This is a genomic window from Mycobacterium sp. IDUB_24, assembly GCF_055419385.1.
Genome location: NZ_JBVAXO010000001.1, coordinates 668,844 through 688,454, shown reverse-complemented (window position 1 = coordinate 688,454; position 19,611 = coordinate 668,844). Strand labels below are relative to the sequence as shown.

Below are 19,611 nucleotides of genomic sequence, written 5' to 3'. Positions count from 1 at the left end.
CTATCCTTGACCGAGTGTCCGAACCGTCAGTCGCCGAGCTGCGCTCCCGCCTCGACGGGCTGACCATTCGCGACGCAGACCGGTTACGCCGCCGGCTCCGGAATCTCCGAGGCGGTGAGCCCGCCAAGATCGGGCAGCTCGCCGAACAGATCGCCACCGCCGAAGGTCTTGTCCTCACCCGCCAAGCTGCCGTCCCGGCCATCAGCTATCCCGACCTGCCGGTCAGCCAGCACCGCGACGAGCTGGCCAAGGCCATCCGCGAGAACCAGGTGGTGGTGGTCGCCGGCGCGACCGGCTCGGGCAAGACCACGCAGCTGCCCAAGATCTGTCTGGAGTTGGGCCGCGGCATCCGGGGGACCATCGGCCACACCCAGCCCCGCCGGCTGGCCGCACGTACCGTGGCCCAGCGCATCGCCGACGAACTCGGCACCCCACTGGGCGAAGCCGTCGGCTACACCGTACGTTTCACCGACCAGGCCAGCGATTCGACGCTGATCAAACTGATGACCGACGGCATTCTGCTCGCCGAGATTCAAAGGGACCGCCGCTTACTGCGCTACGACACCCTGATCCTCGACGAGGCCCACGAGCGCAGTCTCAACATCGACTTCCTTCTCGGGTATCTGCGCGAGCTGTTGCCGCGCCGCCCTGACCTCAAGGTCATCGTCACGTCGGCCACCATCGAGCCGGAGCGCTTCGCGGCGCACTTCTTCGGTGCGCCCATCGTCGAGGTATCAGGGCGGACCTACCCTGTCGAGATCCGTTATAGGCCTTTGGAAGTGACTGTCGGCGCCGACGATGACTCCGAGGACCCCGATGATCCCGACCACGAAATCGTGCGCACTGAACTACGCGATCCGACCGAGGCCATCGTCGAGGCGGTCCGCGAGCTGGAAGCCGAACCGCCCGGCGACGTGCTGGTGTTCCTATCGGGCGAACGTGAAATCCGGGACACGGCAGAGGCGTTGAAGGATCTGCGGAACACCGAGGTGCTGCCGCTGTATGCGCGCTTGCCCACCGCCGACCAGCAGAAGGTGTTCCAGCCGAGTCGCACCGGCCGACGAATCGTATTGGCCACCAACGTGGCCGAGACATCGCTCACCGTGCCCGGTATCCGGTATGTCGTCGATCCCGGTACCGCGCGGATCTCCCGCTACAGCCGTCGCACCAAGGTACAGCGGTTGCCGATCGAGCCGATCTCCCAGGCCTCGGCGGCACAGCGGGCCGGTCGTTCCGGACGTACCGCGCCCGGCGTCTGCATCCGGCTCTACTCGGAGCAGGACTTCGAATCCCGGCCCCGCTACACCGATCCGGAAATCCTGCGGACCAACCTGGCCGCGGTCATCCTGCAGATGGCTGCCCTGCAGCTGGGTGACATCGCGGAGTTCCCGTTTCTCGATCCGCCGGATGCCCGCAGCATCCGCGACGGTGTGCAGTTGCTGCAGGAGCTCGGCGCGTTCGATGCGGCGGGTGCGCTGACCGACGTCGGACGACGGCTGGCCAGGTTGCCGCTCGATCCGCGGGTCGGGCGGATGATCCTGCAGGCCGACACCGAGGGCTGCGTGCGTGAGGTGCTGGTGCTGGCGGCGGCGCTGTCGATCCCCGACCCGCGCGAGCGCCCGTCTGACCGGGAGGAAGCGGCGCGTCAGAAGCACGCCCGGTTTGCGGCGGACTCCTCTGATTTCGTGTCCTACCTCAACCTGTGGAACTATCTGCGTGAGCAACGAAACGAGCTTTCCGGCAATGCCTTCCGGCGGATGTGCCGCGAGGAATTCCTGCACTACCTGCGGATCCGGGAGTGGCAGGACCTGACCGGACAGTTGCGTAGCATCGCCCGCGACATCGGGATCCGCGAGAGTGATGAGCCCGCCGAGCCGGCCGCCATTCACGCTGCATTGACGGCGGGCCTGCTGTCCCATGTCGGGCTGCGTGAGGGCGAGGGGCGTGACTATCAAGGTGCCCGCAACTCCAGGTTCGTGCTGGCGCCGGGGTCGGTGCTGACCAAGAAGCCCCCACGCTGGATCGTGGTGGCAGATCTGGTCGAGACCAGCCGGCTGTTCGGTCGCGTCGCTGCCAAGGCCGAACCCGAGGCGATCGAGCGCGTGGCGGGACATCTGGTGCATCGCAACTACAGCGAGCCGCACTGGGAGGCCAAGCGCGGCGCGGTGGTGGCGTTCGAGCGGGTCACGCTGTACGGGCTGCCGCTCGTTCCGCGCCGGAAGATCGGGTACACCCAGATCGATCCGGAGCTGTGTCGTGAGTTGTTCATCCGACATGCCTTGGTCGAAGGGGACTGGCAGACCAGGCACCACTTCTTCCGTGACAACGCGCGGTTGCGCGCCGAACTGGAAGAGATCGAGGAACGGGCCCGCCGGCGCGATCTGCTGGTCGGCGACGACGACATCTTCGCGCTTTACGACGCCCGCATCCCGGCCGACGTCGTGTCTGCCCGTCATTTCGACGCCTGGTGGAAGAAGCAGCGACACAAAACGCCTGACCTGCTCACCTTCACCCGTGACGATCTGCTGCGTTCCGAGGACGGTGCGGACAATCCCGATACCTGGCAAGCCGGCGATCTCGAACTGCCGCTGACCTACCGGTTCGAGCCCGGGGCTGCCGACGACGGCGTCACCGTACATGTCCCGGTGGGCGTACTGGCCCGGCTCGGCGGCGACGGCTTCGCTTGGCAGGTACCGGCCTTACGGGAGGAACTGGTCACCGCGCTGATCAAGTCGCTGCCCAAGGACCTGCGACGTAACTTCGTCCCCGCCCCCGACACCGCACGGGCCATCCTGGGCGACATCGATCCGTCCGCCGGGTCACTGCTGGACGAGGTGCAGCGCGAACTACGTAGGCGCAGCGGCATTCTGGTGCCGATCGATGCGTTCGACCTGAGCAAGATCCCGGACCACCTGCGAATGACCTTCGCCGTGGAATCGGCCGAGGGCAAAGAGGTGGCGCGGGGTAAGGACATCGACGCGCTGCGTGAGCGGTTGGCCGTGCCCGTCGCCCAGGCCGTGGCCGCGGCGCTGGGCGGGGACCTGGAACGCGCAGGGCTGCAGGCCTGGCCCGAGGACCTCGACGAGCTGCCGCGCACCGTGGAAAATGTGAGCGGCGGTCACACGGTCCGCGGATATCCGGCCTTCGTGGACACCGGGAAGGCCGTCGACATCAAGGTGTTCGCCAATCCGGCCGACCAGTCCGCGGCCATGCGGCTGGGCCTTCGCCGCCTGCTGCGGCTGACCGCACCGTCACCGGTCAAGGCGATCGAGCGGGGCCTGAGTACCCGCACCCGCCTGGCGCTCAACGCCAACCCCGACGGCACTCTGGCTGCGCTGCTCGACGATTGCGCCGACGCGGCCGCTGATGTGCTGCTTCCCAAGTCGGTGTGGACGAAGGCCGAGTTTGCCGGAGTCCTGGCCCGGGCCGGTAAGGAACTCGGCCCCACCACACAGGCCGGAGTGAATCGGGTGGAGAAGGTTCTGGCCGCCACGCATGACGTGCAGGTCGCGCTACCCGACAAGCCGTCAGCCGCCCAGGCCGATGCCGTTGCCGATATCCGATCTCAACTGGATCGCCTGTTGCCCAAGGGGTTTGTCGCGGCGGCCGGTATCGCGCGCCTGAACGATCTGGCCCGATATGTCACCGCGATCACCCGCCGGTTGGAGCGGATGCCTCAGGCGCTCGGCGCCGATCGGGACCGGATGTCGCGTGTGCACGCCGTCGAGGACGCTTATGACGAACTGATTCAGGCACTTTCTCCGGGCCGTGCGGCGGCCACTGACATCCGTGACATCGCGTGGCAGATCGAGGAGTTGCGCGTCAGCCTGTGGGCCCAGCAGCTCGGCACACCGCGACCGGTCAGCGAGCAGCGCATCTACAAGGCGATCGACGCCGCTGCCCGGTAGTCAGGCGATCCGGTGCTCGATGTGGCCGATGCCGTCCAGGGTCAGCGTGAGGGTGTCCCCGGGTCGCAGCCAATGTCCGGTCTCCATTCCGCTTCCGCCAGGCAGCGTTCCGGTCCCGAAAAGCTCGCCGGGACAAAGTGGTTCGCTGCGTGAGGCGTGCGCCAGCACCTCTCCGAGGCTGTGCTGCATCCCGGCGCTGCTGACCGTGCTGACCACTACCCCGTTGAGCGCGACGGAACCGGTGAGGGAATCGATCCGGGGCAGGATCTCATCGGCGGTGACCGCGGTATCCGACATCGAACTGGCGAAGTGCTTGGACTTCTGCGGTCCGAAACCGCTGAGCATCTCCGGGCGCTGCACGTCACGGGCGCTGAAGTCGTTGAGGACGACGAACGCCCCGATGGCCTTGGCCGCTGCCTCCGGTGTCGCGTTGAACAACGGTGCGGCGAGGACGAATCCGATCTCCAGTTCGAAGTCGAGCGCCTGTGAATAGTCCGGTATCGCCACGGGGGTGCCGGTCGGGACGAAGGTCTGCGCGTTGGACATGTAGTAGATCGGCTGCTGATAGAACAGCGGCTTGGGTTTGAACTGCGGCACCGGCCGGCCGGTCACACGTTCGTACAGGGACGTCACCCGGTACAGACCGGGATGGAAGCGCCGGATAAGCCCGCGGGCGGCGTCGATGTTGTGCTGTTCGTACAGCATGAAGTCGCGGAAGGACACCGGCTGGAACGGCAGCAGGTGATCGCTGTGCTGTAGCTGGCGCTCGGCCGACGCCGCCAACCAGGCGTCGTCGAAGACGCGGCCGCCCAGCGGTGTGAGGTCCGACTGCACAGCCCAATTACCCTCGGAATCAAGCGATTGCACGGCCAGGCCGGTGGCCGTGCGGATGCGGCGCAGCTTCACCGGGCGGCCTTCCCGAGTTGCCGTCGCAGGAACGCGGTGACGTGTCCGGCCACCACATCGGGCTGCTCGAGCCATGGCCAGTGACCCGTTCCGGGCACCGGCTGCACTTCGCAGCTCCGGAATATCCGGCGGTAGTCGTCGGTCTGTGCGAATGGCACGTAGTGGTCATCGGCGCCCCACACCACCAAGACGTCGCCGCCGAACGCTCCGAGCCGATCGATATACGGCGCAAGGGCATTCGGTCCGGTGGACCGGTACAGCTTCAGCACGGCATCGGGCGTTCCACGGGCGAACATATGCTCGGCGATCGATTCCAGTGCGTCGGCCGGAAGGCCTGGGTCTCGCATGGCGAGCACGCGGCGCAGGACCGCCGGGTTGCCGATTCGGGACAGCGCCTCAGCCAGCACAGGTGTGCGCCACAGCTTGGCGGCGAAGTGGTTGATCACCACGGGGGCGTTGATCAGCGTGATGCTGGCGACGGAGTCGAGATGGTCCACCGCCCACGCGAGTGCCCAGGGCCCGCCGAAGTCGTGGGCGACCAGGTGCGCGCGTTCGACACCGAGTTGGTTCAGGATCGCGTCGAGGTGGGCCGCGTAGGCACTCACCGTGTACGGCCACTGGGGTGGCTTGTCTGCCGCGCCGAAGCCGGGCATCTCCGGAGCGATCACCCTGGCGAAACCGGCGACCGGCAGCAGCAATCGATCCCATTTCGCGCCGGCGTTGTTGCCGTGCACGAACACCACTGCCTCGCCGGTGTCCAGCCCGGCCGCCCCGCCGACGAGCACCGGTGACCGCACCCCGTCGACAGCCAGCGTGCGGAGTTCGGCAGCGCTGTCCATCAGCGGGATTTTACGGTCGCGCAACCTTTACCGCGCGCTTTCAGCCGATCATCGGGTGCCCGTCGCCACCCACGGGGCACGCTCGGCCGCCACGTCGTCGAGCACCAGTTCGGCGACCCGCGACCGGTGGGCCTCCGCACTGCCCAGTAGCGCGGCGTCGGTGGTGGCTCGTTTGAAGTAGAGATGGGCCTGGTGCTCCCAGGTGAACCCGATCCCACCGTGCACCTGAATGGCGTCCGCCGCGATCTTCGCAAACGCCGCCGACGCGGTGGCCTGCGCGATGCTGGCTGCCAACGCGGGGTCGTCGGTGCCGTCGGTCAGTGCCCACGCGGCGTGATAGGCCGCCGAGCGGGCATGCTCGAGATCGACCAGACAATCGGCCAACCGGTGCTTGACGGCCTGGAACGAGCCGATCTGCCTGCCGAACTGCAGCCTCGATTTCGCGTACTCCACCGACAGATCCAGCAGATGCTGTGCGGCACCGACCTGTTCGGCGGCCAGCAGCGCCGAGGCCACCTGGAATGCGTGCGTGATGACGCGGTCAGCCTCGTCGGTGCCGGCCACCAATTGCGCGGGGGCAGCGGTCAAGAGGATGTCGGCCTGGGGCCGGGTCAGATCGAGGGTGACCAGAGGAGTGCGTTGCACTCCTGGGCCTGACGCCTCGACGGCGTACAGAGCCACGCCATCGGGCCCCGTCGCGGCGACCAGCAACACGTCACCGGCCGCACCGTCTACGACCCGCTCGACGGTGCCGGTAAGCGTCCCATCTTCGGCGACAGTGACATTCACCGCGGCGGGGTCGAATGCGCCCGCCTCATCCGCGATCGCGAACGCCGCGGTGCGGGCGCCTTCGGTGAGTGCGCTGAGCAGTTCGTCGCGCGCCGGGCCGGCCGAGGCGGCGACGAGCGCCGGGATCGACAGCAACACGGTGCCGAACACCGGACCGCATGCCAGTGCCGCTCCGAGTTCCTCGACCGCGATGGCCTGGTCGACGAGCGTGCCGCCGGCGCCGCCGTCGGCCTCGGGAACCGCCAGGCCGAGCACGCCGAGTTCGGCGCCCAACCGGGCCCACACCGACGGGTCGAACCGAGGCTCGGACTCCATGAGCGTGCGCACCGTCTGCTCGTCGAAGTTCTCGGCACAGAACTTTCGGACCGCCGTCCGCAGCTGAGCCTGTTCTTCGGTGAAGGTGTATTCAGCTTCAACATCGCCATTGGGTTGATCCGCAAGCTTCTCAACCACGGGGAACCTCCTTCCACGGCATACCGGCATCAGCCCGCAGATCGCCGGGCAACCCGAGGATCCGTTCGCCGAGAATGTTGCGCATCACCTCTGAGGTACCGCCTTCGATGGTGTTGGCCTTGCTGCGCAGGAAGCGCTGCTGGATGGGGCCGCGCCAGTCCTTGCCGTCCTGGTCGTCGTCCCGGTCCCCGGTACCGTACCCGTGATACAGGATCCCTTCGGGGCCAAGCAGATCCATGCACCACTGATAGATGTGCTGATTGAGTTCGGCGCCGACGAGCTTGCCGATGGACCCTTCCGGACCCGGTCCGCCGACGGTGGCGGCCGCGCGGGAACGTTCGGCGGTCAGCCGTTGAGCCTCCGAACGCAGCCAGAGCTGAGTCAGCCGATCGCGCAGCACCGGGGTACGCAGATCGGAGCGAGATGCCCACAGTGCCACGGCATCCGAGATCGTCCCGGCTCCGCGCCGGTTGCCGCTGCCACCGAGCGCGCTGCGCTCGTTCATGAGCGTCGTCATCGCGACGTTCCAGCCGTTGCCCACCGCGCCGAGCCGGTGCGCATCGGGGATACGCGCGTCGGTGATGTAAACCTCGTTGAATTCGGCCTGGCCGGTCATCTGTCGCAGCGGCCTGGTCTCGACGCCCGGACCGTGCATGTCCAGCACGAAGTACGTCAGGCCCTTGTGTTTGGGCACATCGGGATTCGAACGGGCCAGCAGGAGGCCCCAGCGCGCCCGGTGGGCCAGGCTGGTCCACACCTTCTGCCCGTTCAGCACCCACTCGTCCCCGTCGAGGACCGCGGACGTGGCCAGTCCGGCCAGATCCGATCCGGCGCCCGGCTCGGAGAAGAGCTGGCACCAGATGTGTTCGGTACTGGCCAGCGGCCGCAGCCAGGACTTCTTGAGTTCGTCGGACTGGGCGTGCTCGCGCACCGTCGGCGCGGCCATGCCGTAGCCCATCGGATTGAGGCTCAACGGTATGGGGCCGCCGGCGCCCTGCAGAATGCGGTCGGCGACGGCTTGCAGACCGCGCGACACCCCGAGACCGCCGAGGCCCTCCGGGAAGTGCACCCAGGACAGGCCCGCGTCGTAACAGGCGGCCAGGTACTCGGGGATCGGAACTTTCGTGGGGTCGTGGTCGGCCACGACCCGGCGGGCGAGGTCGGCGACCCGGTCCGCATCAGCGACGCTGCTCATCCAGCCACGATAGGGAAAGGGATCTGATGGCCTGCAGGCGGGCGGTAGCGTCCACGAGCATGGACCGAAAGCGCGTGGTGATCGCTGGACTCGGCGACACCGGCGTGCTCACCGCGATCCGCCTGGCGCGCCGCTTCGACGTGGTCGGCATCTCGGTGAATCCTGGCCTGGTCAGCGGTCAGGAACTGGGCACGCGGCTGGCCCGGCCCGATGCCTGGGCGCGCGACTACTGGATCGGCTTCGACCGGTTTCGCGAACTCGACCGGGTCCGCACCGTGCACGGCACCTTGATCGGGGCCGATCTGTCGGCCCGCACCGTCAGCGTGCGCGATGCCGACGGGAACCCTCGGGTCGAACACTACGACGCACTCGTCATCTCCACCGGTGTGACGAACGGCTTTTGGCGCCAAGCGGTTCTGCAGTCAGCCGGTGATGTCGATGCCGGGCTGCAGACTGCGCACGAGCGGTTGGGGTCGGCCCAGTCAGTGGCCGTCATCGGCGGCGGCGCTGCGGCGGCCAGCAGCGCAGCCAACATCGCCCTTCGGTGGCCGGATATCAGGGTGGGGCTGTACTACCCGGGCGAACGCCCTCTGCCGCAGCATCATTGGCGTGCCCGCCGGCGCGTCGAAAGCAGGCTGACTGAGGCAGGGGTGGCGCTGCACCCCGGGCATCGAGCAGTGGTGCCCGAAGGCTTCGACTGCGCGGCCATCACGTCCGACCCCGTCCGCTGGAGCACCGGCCAGCCGCCCGCGAAGTCCGACGCGGTGTTGTGGGCTGTCGGCCGGGTTCGGCCGAACACGGCCTGGCTGCCGGCAGACGTGCTCGATGAGGATGGTTTCGTGCGGGTGACTCCCGAACTGAGGGTGCCGGGCCTTGACAGCGTGTTCGCCGTCGGCGACGTGGCCGCTACCGACCCGCTGCGCTCCTCGGCGCGCAATCGGGCCGATGGGTTGCTCGCCCGCAATGTCACCGCCTACTTCTCCGGAGGACGGATGCGCAGTTACCGGCCACCGGCCAGCCGTTGGGGATCGGTGCTCGGCGTGCAACCGGACGGGTTGGAAGTCTTCGCGCCCAACGGGTTTGCATTTCGATTTCCAGCCTGGTCCATCGATCGGATTCTGCAGCCGTGGATCGTCCGGCGCGGCATCTACCGTGGCGTGCGGTCCGGGGATCAATACATGGTCACCAACGGTTGATCGACGGGCACCACGTAGGTGGACAACATCAGTGTCCGCACGGTGCCGACGTTGTGGGCGTCGTGGATGACCCCGGCCGGGATGAGGAACGGGTCGCCCGAATGCAGGTGCTGGGTGGGCCGATCGTCGAAGACCATGTCGACGTCGCCCGCGACGATGTAACCCACTTCCGGTCCGGGGTGGCTGTGGCGGCCCGACTCCTTGCCCACCGGGATCTCGAAGCGGGTCTGGATGATCTCGAACCCGGGGGTCGGGGCGGCCGAGCGCTGAAGCTCGGTGCGGGAGACACCCGCTGTCGGGTCGTCGGCGAGAGCCGTGGGAGCGCTGAAGGTCGCGGCTGCCGCGGCGATCGACGCGAATGCGGCCAGGGCGAGACGTGTGCGTGTCATGCCTCCATGACAGTCGCCTCGGCCAATCGAGTCCAACGATGCTTTTAGATGGAAGTCATCTCTGTTGGTGATGCTGCTTTCGCGTTACGCATGTGGCTCACGCCCGCGGCAGTGCTACCGGAACCGTCTGCAGGCCGGGGCTCAGCGGAGCGACCGGAGCGGCCGGAGCGACCGGAGCCATGCCCGGCACCCCGGCTACCCGAGGCGCGGCGGCTAGACCCGGCACCTGGCCGGGCACCTGGCCCGGTATGACCGGTGCAGCGGGTGCTGCCGCGACGCCCGGCACCTGAGCCACTTGACCTGGCACCGGAGCGACCTGACCGGGCACGGCCGGCGCCGGAGCGACCTGACCGGGCACGGCCGGTGCCGGAGCCGCGGGCGGGGGCGCGGCGGCCGCGGCCGCGTTCTGGTCCAGGACCCGCAGCATGTCGGGCTTCATCTGCTGCAGCTGCGATCCCCAGTAGTTCCAGCCGTGGGTGCCGTTCGGCGGGAACTCGAACCGCGCGTTGCGCCCGCCCGCGGCCACATACTTCTGCTGAAAATCCTTGTTGGAGGCGATCGTGATGTTCTCCAGGAACTGTGCGCTGTACATCGTGCCGAAGTTCCCGCCAGGACCGTCGAGTTCGGAGGGAACGCCGTTGCCGCAGTAGACCCATACCGCGGTGTTGTTGGCCACCAGCCGGTTGATGTTCACCGTCGGGTCGTTGCGCCGCCAAGCCGGATCGTTCGTGGTGCCCCACATGTCGCTGGCGTTGTAGCCGCCGGCATCCTTCATCGCGAAACCGATCATGGTTGGCCACAGGCCTTGCGACGGATTCAGGAAGCCGGACAGGGCGCCGGCGAAGATGAACTGGGCGGGGTGCCAGATGGCCAGGTTGAGGGCCGCACCGCCGGACATCGACAGCCCGACAACGGCGTTGCCGGTCGGCGCCACATCGCGTTTGGCGGCCAGGTAAGCCGGAAGTTCCTGGGTGAGGAAGGTTTCCCACTTGTAGGTGGTGGTGCCGGCGCTGCCGGCCGCGGGGCGGTACCAGTCGCTGTAGAAGCTGGATTGCCCACCCACCGGCATGACCACCGATATGCCCGACTTGTAGAACCACTCGAACGCCGCGGTGTTGATGTCCCAACCGTTGTCGTCGTCCTGCGCGCGCAACCCGTCGAGCAGGAACAAAGCGTGCGGGCCGCCGCCCTGGAACTGAACCGTGATGTCGCGGCCCATCGCGGCCGACGGCACTTGTAGGCGTTCCACCGGCAGGCCATCGCGCGAATACGCAGCGGCGGTCGGTGCCGGTCCGGCGATGGCCAGCCACGGCAGCATCAGCCCTGAAATTGCCACTGCCGCCACGCGGCGCGACATCCGACCGAAATTTCTCAGTCTCACACCGGCACGCTAACAACGCCTGAGCTGTGGCTACTGTGGCCGCGCCCGGCGTAACCCCTCTGTTATCAAGGTGATTCGGTTCTGATGCCGGCCGAGTTTGGTCGGCGCCACTCCCGCGGCGACATACCGTGCGTCCGGCGGAACTGGCGGCTGAAGTATCCAGGGTCGGCCAAGCCCACCCGCCTGGCGACCTGGGCGACGGAAAGGTCCGTATCGCCGAGCAGTGCCCGCGCCCGACTCATCCTGCGCTCGTTGATCCACTCACCCACGGTGCGTCCGGTCCGCCGGCGCACCAACGTGGTGAGGTGACCCGCTGTCATCCCGATCTCGTCGGCGACGTCGCTCAGCGAAAGGGGATCCGACAACCTACGGTCGATCACCGAGAACACCTCGGCCAGCAACGGCTCGCCGCTACGCCGCAGATCGCTCACCACGTCGTCGGCCAGGCGGGCCAGGTCGATGAGTAGCAGGGTCAGATGGGCCAGCACCGCTTGGCGGTAGCCCTCACACCGGGCGGCGAGCTCCTCCTCGATCGATCGGATGGTGTTGTCCCACAGCGGCTGTCGATAAGCGGGCACGTGCAGTTGCAGCAGTCCGCCCGTCCTGCCGTGGAGGAACGGGAACAGTAGGGGGTGGGCCTGCCAGGTGGGCCAGGGCGACGCCGGGTCGTGCCCCAGCGCGGTGGGGTCGAAGTACACGCCGATCCCATCGGCGTCGGTGGTCAGCGGCCGTGGGTCGATCACCTCGCCTGCTGCCACCACATGGATTACCCCGTCGGTCGGTACGTACCAGAGCACCGGGAAATCATGGATGTGCGGCCGGTGCTCGGGGAGTTCCGCACGCCGGCCCCGGGTCACGGACACCGGCGGCGCGTCACGTTCGGTCCAGTACCGGTAGACCGGTACGCCGTCGCGGTGGCGAACCAAGCGTGACATGTCGGGCACGATGCCAAAGATAATCCTGATATTGCCGATCGTCACCCAACTATCGGGGTATCAGCCGCAGGACCATGGAGGTCATGACCGAACATCGTCCACATCTTCTGACAAACCGGCACGACTACCTGCCCGCCGCGGGCCACGACGTGTTCCTGCCCGGCTACGACCTGCTGACCCGGCTATTGGGGATGAACCCCGCCTATCGCGAGTTGGTCGCGCAGGCCGGACTCTCGGCCGGCCAGCGGGTCATCGAAATAGGTTGTGGAACCGGTAATCTCACCGTCCGGGTCAAGAGGGCCTGTCCGGGTGCCGAGATCATCGGGACCGATCCTGATCTGCGCGCGCTGCACCGGGCGGAGCGAAAAGCGAAGGGCATGACGGGCATCGGGTTCACCCGGGCCTATGCCCAGGAACTCCCGTTCGGCGACGGCGAGTTCGACCGGGCGCTGTCGTCGATGATGATGCATCACCTCGACGAGGTGACCAAGGTGGCCGCCGTCGGTGAACTGTTCCGGGTCTTGCGCCCGGGCGGTCGGTTGCACGTCGTCGATGTACGTGGCGACGCCTTGCCGCGGATGCTCGAGAGCGCCGGATTCGATTGCGCGGTAGTGGGATCCGGACATATCCGGCTGGCCGGAAGTCTCACGTACCTCCGCGCGACGCGTCCGGTGTGAACGCTGCGGGTGTGGCCAACGGGATGAGCAGACTCGACGGCGAATGCCCGCCCTGACGGATACGGTATGTGCCCGCGTTCAGTGCCGCCCGTGCCGGCGCTGTGGGAACCAGATGCGGAAAGTCGTAGGTGGTCAGGGTCAGCCGTAGCCGGTGGCCCGGTTCGAGCACGGCGGCGGTGGGGAAGATCTCCAGGTCGTATCGGGTCAGCTCACCGCGCACGACCGGTTGGGCCGCGGCGCGGGTGCTGAAGTGATGCGGCCGTAGCACTTCTCCTTCTGGCCCGTCCGGCGTAAACCACGTCTTCTCCGGATCCAGGGCCCGGTGCGAACCCAGCAGGGCTCCCTGGGTCAGCGGCCGGCTGGCGCCGTCCGGGGCGACGTCGTCGAGGTGGGCCACCCACAGGGTCTCGGTCGTGTCGGCCGTCGCCTGCACGGTGAGGGTGACCGGGCCTGCGATGAGCCGCGCTTCGGTGAACTCGGCCGTGGTGTAGGTCAGGGCCTCGCGCTGGAGGCGGCGGTTGTCCAGGTCGTAACGGATCCGCCGTCCCGTCTGGGCGGCCATGAAACTGCCCATTCCCAGGGTCCACTGCTCCAGGCTGCGACCCGACACCGGACCGCGCACCGTGTAGCGCAACGTGGCCTCGGTTTGGTCGGTGGCCGGTTGGGAGACAAGGTGCCCGCCCTCGGCCAGGTACATCCGGGTCGGTGTGGGCTCGGGGAACGGATAGTCCTGCGCCTGGAACCATTCCGAGCTGCCGATGGCCTGGAACCGGATGGGCGAGCCGGTCACCCCGGCGTCGGTGTCGTCCTTGAGCCAGCGATCGAACCAGCGCAATTGCAGCGCATGCAGATGCAGGCCGTCCAGGTCGGAGACGTGGTACCAGGGGCCCATGATCAACTGCACCCGGTCCGTCACCGGTTGGCCGGGCTGCATCGGACTGTTCGGCGGCCGACCGGTGTAGGCGTTCTGCAGTGCGGCGTAGTTCAGCGGTGCACCGCGCTGGAAGGCATCGTGCCAGCCGCCGACCAGGAAGACGGCAACGTTGTTGTCGGCGATCTGAGGCAGCACGTCCGAAGCCCGCATGGTGTCCCAGAACGGCCCGTCGAAAGCGGTGTCGCCGCCGGCGGTCGCGTCCCCGATCATGGTCCGGAAGTACTGGCGCTGGTCACGTCCGCGCCGGCGCACCGCGGCCAGGCCCCCGGCCCGGGGCCGTTCATGAGTGCCGCGTTTGGCGAACTCCAGCACCGGGTTGACCACATTGAGCAGTGAATAGACCGCGCCATAGGCGCGCACGGTGCGCATGTGCGGCACCCCGCCCATGGTGACCACATCGCGGTAGAAGTCATTGGCGGCCATCACCGGAAAAATTGCCTTCAACGGTGAGTCGGGGCCGACGGCCGCGGCAGTGAGAAGTTGGTTGATGGCCAGATAGGAGATGCCGAACATCCCGACCTTGCCATTCGAATTCGGCAGCCGTGCAGCCCAATTCACCAAGTCGACACCGTCCTGGGCCTGGACCGCGCCCAACATCTCGAACGATCCGCCCGAGGCTCCGGTGCCCCGCACGTCGGCCATCACCTCGATGTAGCCGCGCCGGATCAGGTACGGGGTGGCCCCGCCACCGATCTGGGCGGCCGGCGGCGGGGCCTTCTTGCCGTAGGGCGTGATGGACAACAGCACCGGGAACGGCCCAGGTGCCGGTGCCCCCGTCTCGGGGACCGTCGGATAGTGGATGTCGGCTCGGAGAACGGTGCCGTCGGAGGCGCGGACGGCCACATTGTGGTGGATCCCGACGCCGTAGCGGGCCGGCTCAGGCGTCCAGGCCGGTTCCAGCGGTGACGGGGTGCGTTTGCGGACGCGGGTGGTCGACTGTCCGGCGACCTTCCTACCTCGGACCATCTGCCACGGGTTCGCCATCCGTCCTCCTTGACGTGTCGGCCTGGCTCCACGGTATCCAGTGGACTACCCGGCCATGAACTCCGAGTAGGCCGAGGCCAGTTCGGGCGACAGTCCCGTGACGTTGCACGTGCGCTGGGTGTCCCCGATCGGGGCCAGGATGCCACGCAGGTCGTTGTACTCCTGCGGGTTGGCGGTGAAGTAACCACGCAGCGTCGCCGCGGCCTGCGGACGCGGCTGGGTGAACGCGGTGCTCACGGCCTGGTTGGCACCCGGGTGACTGTCGAGGTACGCACGTGCGGCGCCGGTGGTGCTGCTGACGGTGCCGGCCACCCCGCTGGCACTGCAGTCGGGTGCGGCGGCTGCGGTCGGTGCGCCGATCATCGTTGCGGCGACCCCGCCGAGCAGGCCCGCAGCACAAGCGCCGGCAATTCCACGACGCGCGGTGATTCCAGTGAATTTCATGATCATTTCCTTCGGGATTCTGGGATTCTCATTGGGTCGCGATCAGTGATCGCTCATGTCCCCGGCCCGAATTCGAAAGTAACCGCAGCGCAGACGAGCAAATCTTCTGCCGCGTGAAACAGCTGTGGCGGGTGTGGTGGTGTTACAGCGGACCCCGTGAACTGCGCCTCAATACCGCCGAAAAGTGGCCGATGATCTTGAAATGTCTCAAAGACCGGAGACCATTCTTAATTGATCGTGATCTGTGCCGCCGGCTGCGGTGACCGAATTGTTATCCGCAGGCCGCTCAGCTAACTGATTTGTTCACCGCTTCAGGGTTAGCCCGGACAGCGAGTTACCTAGACCGCCATCGCGGTAGATCTGCACACCCGCCACGGCCAGCATCACCGCGGCGGTTGCCAGGTGCACGACCGCGTCGGTGGTGTTGTTGGGGAAGGCGAATATGTAGGCCACCTGGTTGGAGAAGAACGCCCAGATTCCCGGCAGCGCCCCGGCCACCGCGGCCAGCAGCAGATAGAGCACGGCCCAGGATTTTCTCCAGCACAGCACCAGGCCCGGACCGAACAAAGCCAGGCCGGCCACCGCATGCCAACCGTTGTAATCCATGCCGAGAATCGGGGTCGTCGGCGCGTCCGGGCCGATGGCGAAACTCGGCTCGGCAATGAATCCGATGATTGCCTGCACCACGTGGAACAGCGAGATGATCAGCAGTCCCCATTGAGCGAAACTCCACCGCCGCATGCCCGGACGTTACGTCTACTACAGCGTGTAGTCAACGGTTCACCAGGTGTCGACGAACCTCGCGCGTGGTGCGGGCCGTTCGTGCTGCGCGGCCGCGGCGAGTGTTGCGGCGATCAACTTCCGGGTCTCCGCCGGGTCGATGACGTCGTCGATCTCGAACAACGATGCGGAGTTGAGCGCCCGCGCGTTTTCCTCGGCGGCTGCCGTGGCAGCCCGAACGGCCTGCTCGCGCTCGTCGTCGTCGGCGATGGCCTCCAGTTCCTTCCGCAGACCGAGTCGGACGGCGCCCTCCAGGCCCATCGGACCCAGGTGGGCGCCCGGCCACGCCACCGTGAGCAGCGGCTCGTGGAGGCTTCCACCGCACATCGCCTGTGCCCCAAGACCGTAACCGCGCCGCAGGATCACCGCCACCAGCGGCACCGTCAGTGCTGCACCGGCCACCAGCATTCGGGACCCGCGGCGCACCAGGGCTTCGGCTTCGGCAGCCGGACCGACCATGAATCCGGGGCAGTCCACCAGCGACACCACCGGCAGACCGAATGCGTTGCACAACTGCAGGAACCGGGCAGCCTTGTCGGATGCCGCGGCGGTGATGGCGCCGGCCATCACCATGGTGTTGTTGGCGATGACACCGACGGGCCTACCGTCGATGTGCGCCAGGGCCGTCACCATCTCCGGGGCGAACTTCTGACGCAAGAAGGTGACCGAGCCGGCATCGGAGAGGGTCTCGATGATCGGTGCCACCGGATAGGCACGCCGCGCCCGTTCGGGAATCATTGTGCGCAGGGCTGTTTGGTCGGAAGCTGGGCCTGATTCCGTCGACCCGGTGAAGTACCCCATCAGCTTCCTGGTGGTCGCGACCGCCTCCTGTTCGTCCGCCACGACGATGTCGACGACGCCGTTGGGTGCCTGCACCGAGATCGGGCCGACCTCGTCGGGGGCGACCTCGCCGAGGCCACCGCCGGCGATCATCGCCGGTCCGCCCATCCCGATCGAGCTGTCCTCGGTCGCGACGATCAGATCGGCCGCACCGGCGATCACCGCGTTGCCGGCGAAACACCGGCCCTTGACCACGGCAATGCGCGGAACCAGGCCGGACAGCCCGGCCCACAACGCGAATGCCCGGATCTCCAGGGACGACACCGTCGGGATGTCGGTGTCACCCGGGCGGCCACCGCCGCCCTCGGCGAAGAACACCGTCGGCAATTTCAGCCGCTCGATGATCTCGAACAACCGGTCCTTCTTGCGGTGGCCGATGGCGCCCTGGGTTCCGGCCAACACGGTGTAGTCGTACGAGAGCACCGCACACGCGGCGCCGTCGATCCGTGCCGTTCCGGCCAGGAGACCGTCGGTCGGGGTGCGTTCGATCAGGTCGTCGAGGCTGCGACGCTGTCGCTGAGCCGCGATCGCGAACCGCCCGTACTCGACGAACGATCCGTCATCGATCAGGTCGGTGATGTTCTCCCGGGCGGTGCGGCCTCCCGCGGTGTGGCGGCGGGCCACCGCCTCGGGTCTGCCGGCGTCTTCCGTGAGCGCCTTTCGGCGCAGCAGTTCGGTGAGATCCTCGCGGAGGGCATCGTCGGGCATTCGGCAGCTCCTGGAATAGCGGGCGTGCGGTCGGAGGTTGCGCACAGATGTGACCGCCAACACCTCATCTAACCCGCCGTTCGATCCGCGCGATGTACTGGCCGAGGCCCGGTTGGGCGTGCTGGCCACCATCAAGGCCTCCGGCGTCCCGCAACTCTCGCCGGTGACGCCCTATTTCGACCGGGCCGCCGGCGTCATCTACGTGTCGATGACGGAAGGACGCGCGAAGACGGTCAACTTGCGTCGAGATCCGCGTGCCGTGCTCGAAGTGACCAGCGCCGACGGCTGGTCCTGGGCCACTGCCGAAGGTGCGGTAACGCTCACCGGGCCGGGAACCGACCCGCATGGCCCCGAGGTCGAGACGCTGGTCGACTACTACCGCCGCGCGGCCGGGGAGCATCCCGACTGGGATGAGTACCGGTCGGTGATGGTCTCCGATCGCCGGGTACTGATGACCCTGACCGTCGAGCGGGTGTACGGGGAGAAACTGCGCTGACTCGCCTCAGCCGAGCGGAATCTCGGCCGAGATCCGGTTCAGCACAGCGGGGTAGCGGTTCGCCTCGCGGTGTGCCCCGGGTTTGCCGCTGCTGACGATCGCGGCCGAGAGGCTGCGCTGCGGGTCGGCCCAGACCGCGATGTCGACGAGGCCGGTGTGTCCGAACGCCGAGGGCGTGTTGCGGCCGAAGGGTCCGAACCGCTTTCCGCCGAGCATGTAGCCGGTGCCCCAGCGCATCGGTTTGAGGCCGGTCGCCACATCCGGACGCATCCGGCGGCACGGCGCGGTCGCGGCCTGAAGCGTCTCGGGCTTCATGATCCGGACCCCGTCGAGTTCACCTCCGCGACGCAGGATCTCGGCGAACCGGGACAGCTCGTCGGCGTTGGACACGGTGGTCGACGAGGGGATGACGCTGGTGAGGAACAACGGCGTATTGCTGAGCGGGATGATCCGGTCCAGCGTCCCGCCCACTGCGGCCCGGAATGCCGCCGCGATCGGAGCCGGCAGCGGCTTGCCGGTCACGTGGCTGGGTGCCACCAGCGGAACCTCTTCTGGGGCAACACCGTAATTCGTCCACCGGAAGCCCAGCGGGTCGAGGATCTCGTCGGCCAGGATGTCGCGGATGTTGCGACCGGTGGCCGCCGAGACGATCTCGCGGATCAGCGGACCCCAGGTCAGGCCGTGGTAGATGTGCACCAGGCCCGGCCGGTACACCGGTTTGAGGAGGGCCAGTTGCTCACGGGTGTACTCGCTGTCGTCGACGCGGGTGACGTCGGGACGTGGTCCGGTATGGATCGGGACTCCGGCACTGTGGGTCACCGCATGCCGGATGGTGGTGCGGTCCTTGCCGTGGCTGGTGTAGCTGGGCAGGTAGTCGCAGACCCGGTCGTCGAGGGAGAAATGCCCCTGCTCGACGAGCATGTGCACCACGGTGGTGCTGATCGCCTTGGCCGCCGAGTAGACGCAGAACGGGGTGCCGGTGGTGACGGGAATCTTCTCGGCATCGGGCGCGTCGTCGGGACCGTTGCCCCAGCCGTGGCCGATGGCGCGGTTCAGTACAGTTTTTCCGTTGCGCCGCAAGCACACCTGGATGGCGGGGTGCATGCCGGATCCGTACCAGTACCGCACCGATTCCCAGATGCGCTCGACGGCTCGCGGGTCGATCTCCGAGTGATCCTCGTCGCCGATGTCGGTGACGGTGTCGAGGTCGGAGGGGAGGGCGATCTTGCCGTCTTGGCTCATGCGGTCTTCCTGGTCAGCGTGGCGGAAAGATGGTGCTGCAGTGGTTTTCCGACCGCGCCCATCTGCAGGGTGTACGTCAGTAGGTCGCCGTCGACATGGACGGAACGTGACAGTGCCGCAACATTTTTGGCCGAGGCGGTCAATCCGATCGTGGTCGCGGACAGCTCCATGTCGATGCGTCCGTCGACGGCACGCACGGTGCCTTCCTGGATCTCGGTGATGCCCGTCGGGTGTGCCAGCACCCATTCGACCCGGCCGGGTTCGGGGACCCGGAGGTATCCCGTCTCGGCGTGCAGCGGGCGGCCGTCGTCGGGGGCCGCGGTGCGCTGGCTGTAGGTCAGGAACGGCTTGCCGACGTGACCGAAGGTGATCTCTTCGAGGTACTCGAACGCCTCGATGGTCGGATACTCACCGGCGCCGGGCCCGGACCAGGTGCCGAGTAGGGGAGCCAGCGCGGTCAAGTTCGGGTGGAGGTCAGGCACACCGACAGGGTACGGCCGTGGTCCGGCAGCTCC

17 protein-coding genes are annotated in these 19,611 nt (G+C 67.5%); 4 read left to right on the top strand and 13 right to left on the bottom strand.

The annotated features are described in order from the left end of the window. The first annotated feature begins 14 nt into the window (after positions 1–14). On the top strand, positions 15–3,908 hold the full coding sequence (gene hrpA, locus ACZYZF_RS03380) for an ATP-dependent RNA helicase HrpA (protein ID WP_463834522.1): 3,894 nt from the start codon (positions 15–17) through the stop codon (positions 3,906–3,908). Here hrpA and ACZYZF_RS03375 read toward each other — a convergent pair whose 3' ends face one another. From ACZYZF_RS03375 to ACZYZF_RS03360, 4 genes are read right to left on the bottom strand one after another with little or no spacing between them, the layout of a single operon-like run. Further along, positions 3,909–4,814, bottom strand: a complete 906-nt coding sequence (locus ACZYZF_RS03375) for a fumarylacetoacetate hydrolase family protein (protein WP_463743526.1) — start codon at positions 4,812–4,814, stop codon at positions 3,909–3,911. Next, the gene (locus tag ACZYZF_RS03370; protein ID WP_463743527.1) at positions 4,811–5,653 is read right to left on the bottom strand and encodes an alpha/beta fold hydrolase; all 843 of its coding nucleotides are present in this window, start codon (positions 5,651–5,653) and stop codon (positions 4,811–4,813) included. The genes ACZYZF_RS03375 and ACZYZF_RS03370 overlap by 4 nt, the downstream gene beginning before the upstream one ends. A 48-nt stretch (positions 5,654–5,701) precedes the next feature. Then, positions 5,702–6,895, bottom strand: coding sequence for an acyl-CoA dehydrogenase family protein (locus tag ACZYZF_RS03365; RefSeq protein ID WP_463834521.1), 1,194 nt, complete (start codon positions 6,893–6,895; stop codon positions 5,702–5,704). Further along, positions 6,888–8,090, bottom strand: coding sequence for an acyl-CoA dehydrogenase family protein (locus tag ACZYZF_RS03360; RefSeq protein ID WP_463834519.1), 1,203 nt, complete (start codon positions 8,088–8,090; stop codon positions 6,888–6,890). The genes ACZYZF_RS03365 and ACZYZF_RS03360 overlap by 8 nt, the downstream gene beginning before the upstream one ends. A gap of 59 nt (positions 8,091–8,149) precedes the next feature. On the opposite strand from ACZYZF_RS03360, the gene ACZYZF_RS03355 reads away from it, so the two are divergent. Beyond that, entirely contained in the window at positions 8,150–9,286 is a 1,137-nt protein-coding gene (locus tag ACZYZF_RS03355) for an FAD-dependent oxidoreductase (RefSeq protein WP_463743530.1), read from the top strand. On the opposite strand, the gene ACZYZF_RS03350 is transcribed toward ACZYZF_RS03355, so the two are convergent. The 3 genes from ACZYZF_RS03350 to ACZYZF_RS03340 all read right to left on the bottom strand — a co-directional run bounded on the left by ACZYZF_RS03350 (position 9,262) and on the right by ACZYZF_RS03340 (position 12,000). After that, positions 9,262–9,675, bottom strand: coding sequence for a cupin domain-containing protein (locus tag ACZYZF_RS03350; protein ID WP_463834518.1), 414 nt, complete (start codon positions 9,673–9,675; stop codon positions 9,262–9,264). The two genes, ACZYZF_RS03355 and ACZYZF_RS03350, sit on opposite strands and share 25 nt — an antisense overlap. Before the next feature lie 97 nt (positions 9,676–9,772). Then, a complete protein-coding gene (locus tag ACZYZF_RS03345) occupies positions 9,773–11,032 on the bottom strand; it encodes an esterase family protein (RefSeq protein ID WP_463744159.1) in 1,260 nt (419 codons plus the stop codon). Between the two features lie 89 nt (positions 11,033–11,121). Continuing rightward, on the bottom strand, positions 11,122–12,000 hold the full coding sequence (locus ACZYZF_RS03340; RefSeq protein ID WP_463743532.1) for a helix-turn-helix transcriptional regulator: 879 nt from the start codon (positions 11,998–12,000) through the stop codon (positions 11,122–11,124). A 74-nt stretch (positions 12,001–12,074) separates the two neighbouring features. Here ACZYZF_RS03340 and ACZYZF_RS03335 point away from each other — a divergent pair, with 74 nt between their 5' ends. Continuing rightward, positions 12,075–12,668 (top strand): class I SAM-dependent methyltransferase, encoded by a 594-nt coding sequence (locus ACZYZF_RS03335; RefSeq protein WP_463834517.1) that lies wholly within the window; start codon positions 12,075–12,077, stop codon positions 12,666–12,668. On the opposite strand, the gene ACZYZF_RS03330 is transcribed toward ACZYZF_RS03335, so the two are convergent. The 4 genes from ACZYZF_RS03330 to ACZYZF_RS03315 form a co-directional block, all read right to left on the bottom strand. Then, complete coding sequence (locus ACZYZF_RS03330; RefSeq protein ID WP_463834516.1) at positions 12,637–14,586, bottom strand: CocE/NonD family hydrolase; 1,950 nt, start codon at positions 14,584–14,586, stop codon at positions 12,637–12,639. The two genes, ACZYZF_RS03335 and ACZYZF_RS03330, sit on opposite strands and share 32 nt — an antisense overlap. 45 nt (positions 14,587–14,631) lie before the next feature. Continuing rightward, complete coding sequence (locus ACZYZF_RS03325; RefSeq protein WP_463743535.1) at positions 14,632–15,030, bottom strand: heme-binding protein; 399 nt, start codon at positions 15,028–15,030, stop codon at positions 14,632–14,634. Between the two features lie 303 nt (positions 15,031–15,333). Beyond that, positions 15,334–15,771 (bottom strand): DUF4383 domain-containing protein, encoded by a 438-nt coding sequence (locus ACZYZF_RS03320; protein WP_463743536.1) that lies wholly within the window; start codon positions 15,769–15,771, stop codon positions 15,334–15,336. Between the two features lie 39 nt (positions 15,772–15,810). After that, positions 15,811–17,358, bottom strand: a complete 1,548-nt coding sequence (locus ACZYZF_RS03315; RefSeq protein ID WP_463834515.1) for an acyl-CoA carboxylase subunit beta — start codon at positions 17,356–17,358, stop codon at positions 15,811–15,813. Positions 17,359–17,407: 49 nt separating this feature from the next. On the opposite strand from ACZYZF_RS03315, the gene ACZYZF_RS03310 reads away from it, so the two are divergent. Continuing rightward, positions 17,408–17,854: a PPOX class F420-dependent oxidoreductase gene (locus tag ACZYZF_RS03310; RefSeq protein ID WP_463834513.1), complete on the top strand. Its 447-nt coding sequence runs from the start codon at positions 17,408–17,410 to the stop codon at positions 17,852–17,854. A 6-nt stretch (positions 17,855–17,860) separates the two neighbouring features. Here the strand turns inward: ACZYZF_RS03310 and lipE are convergent, their stop codons facing one another. Next, positions 17,861–19,096: a lipase LipE gene (gene lipE, locus ACZYZF_RS03305; protein WP_463834511.1), complete on the bottom strand. Its 1,236-nt coding sequence runs from the start codon at positions 19,094–19,096 to the stop codon at positions 17,861–17,863. Next, on the bottom strand, positions 19,093–19,578 hold the full coding sequence (locus ACZYZF_RS03300; protein WP_463834509.1) for a peroxynitrite isomerase: 486 nt from the start codon (positions 19,576–19,578) through the stop codon (positions 19,093–19,095). Before ACZYZF_RS03300 ends, lipE begins: the two co-directional genes overlap by 4 nt. Positions 19,579–19,611 lie beyond the last annotated feature (33 nt).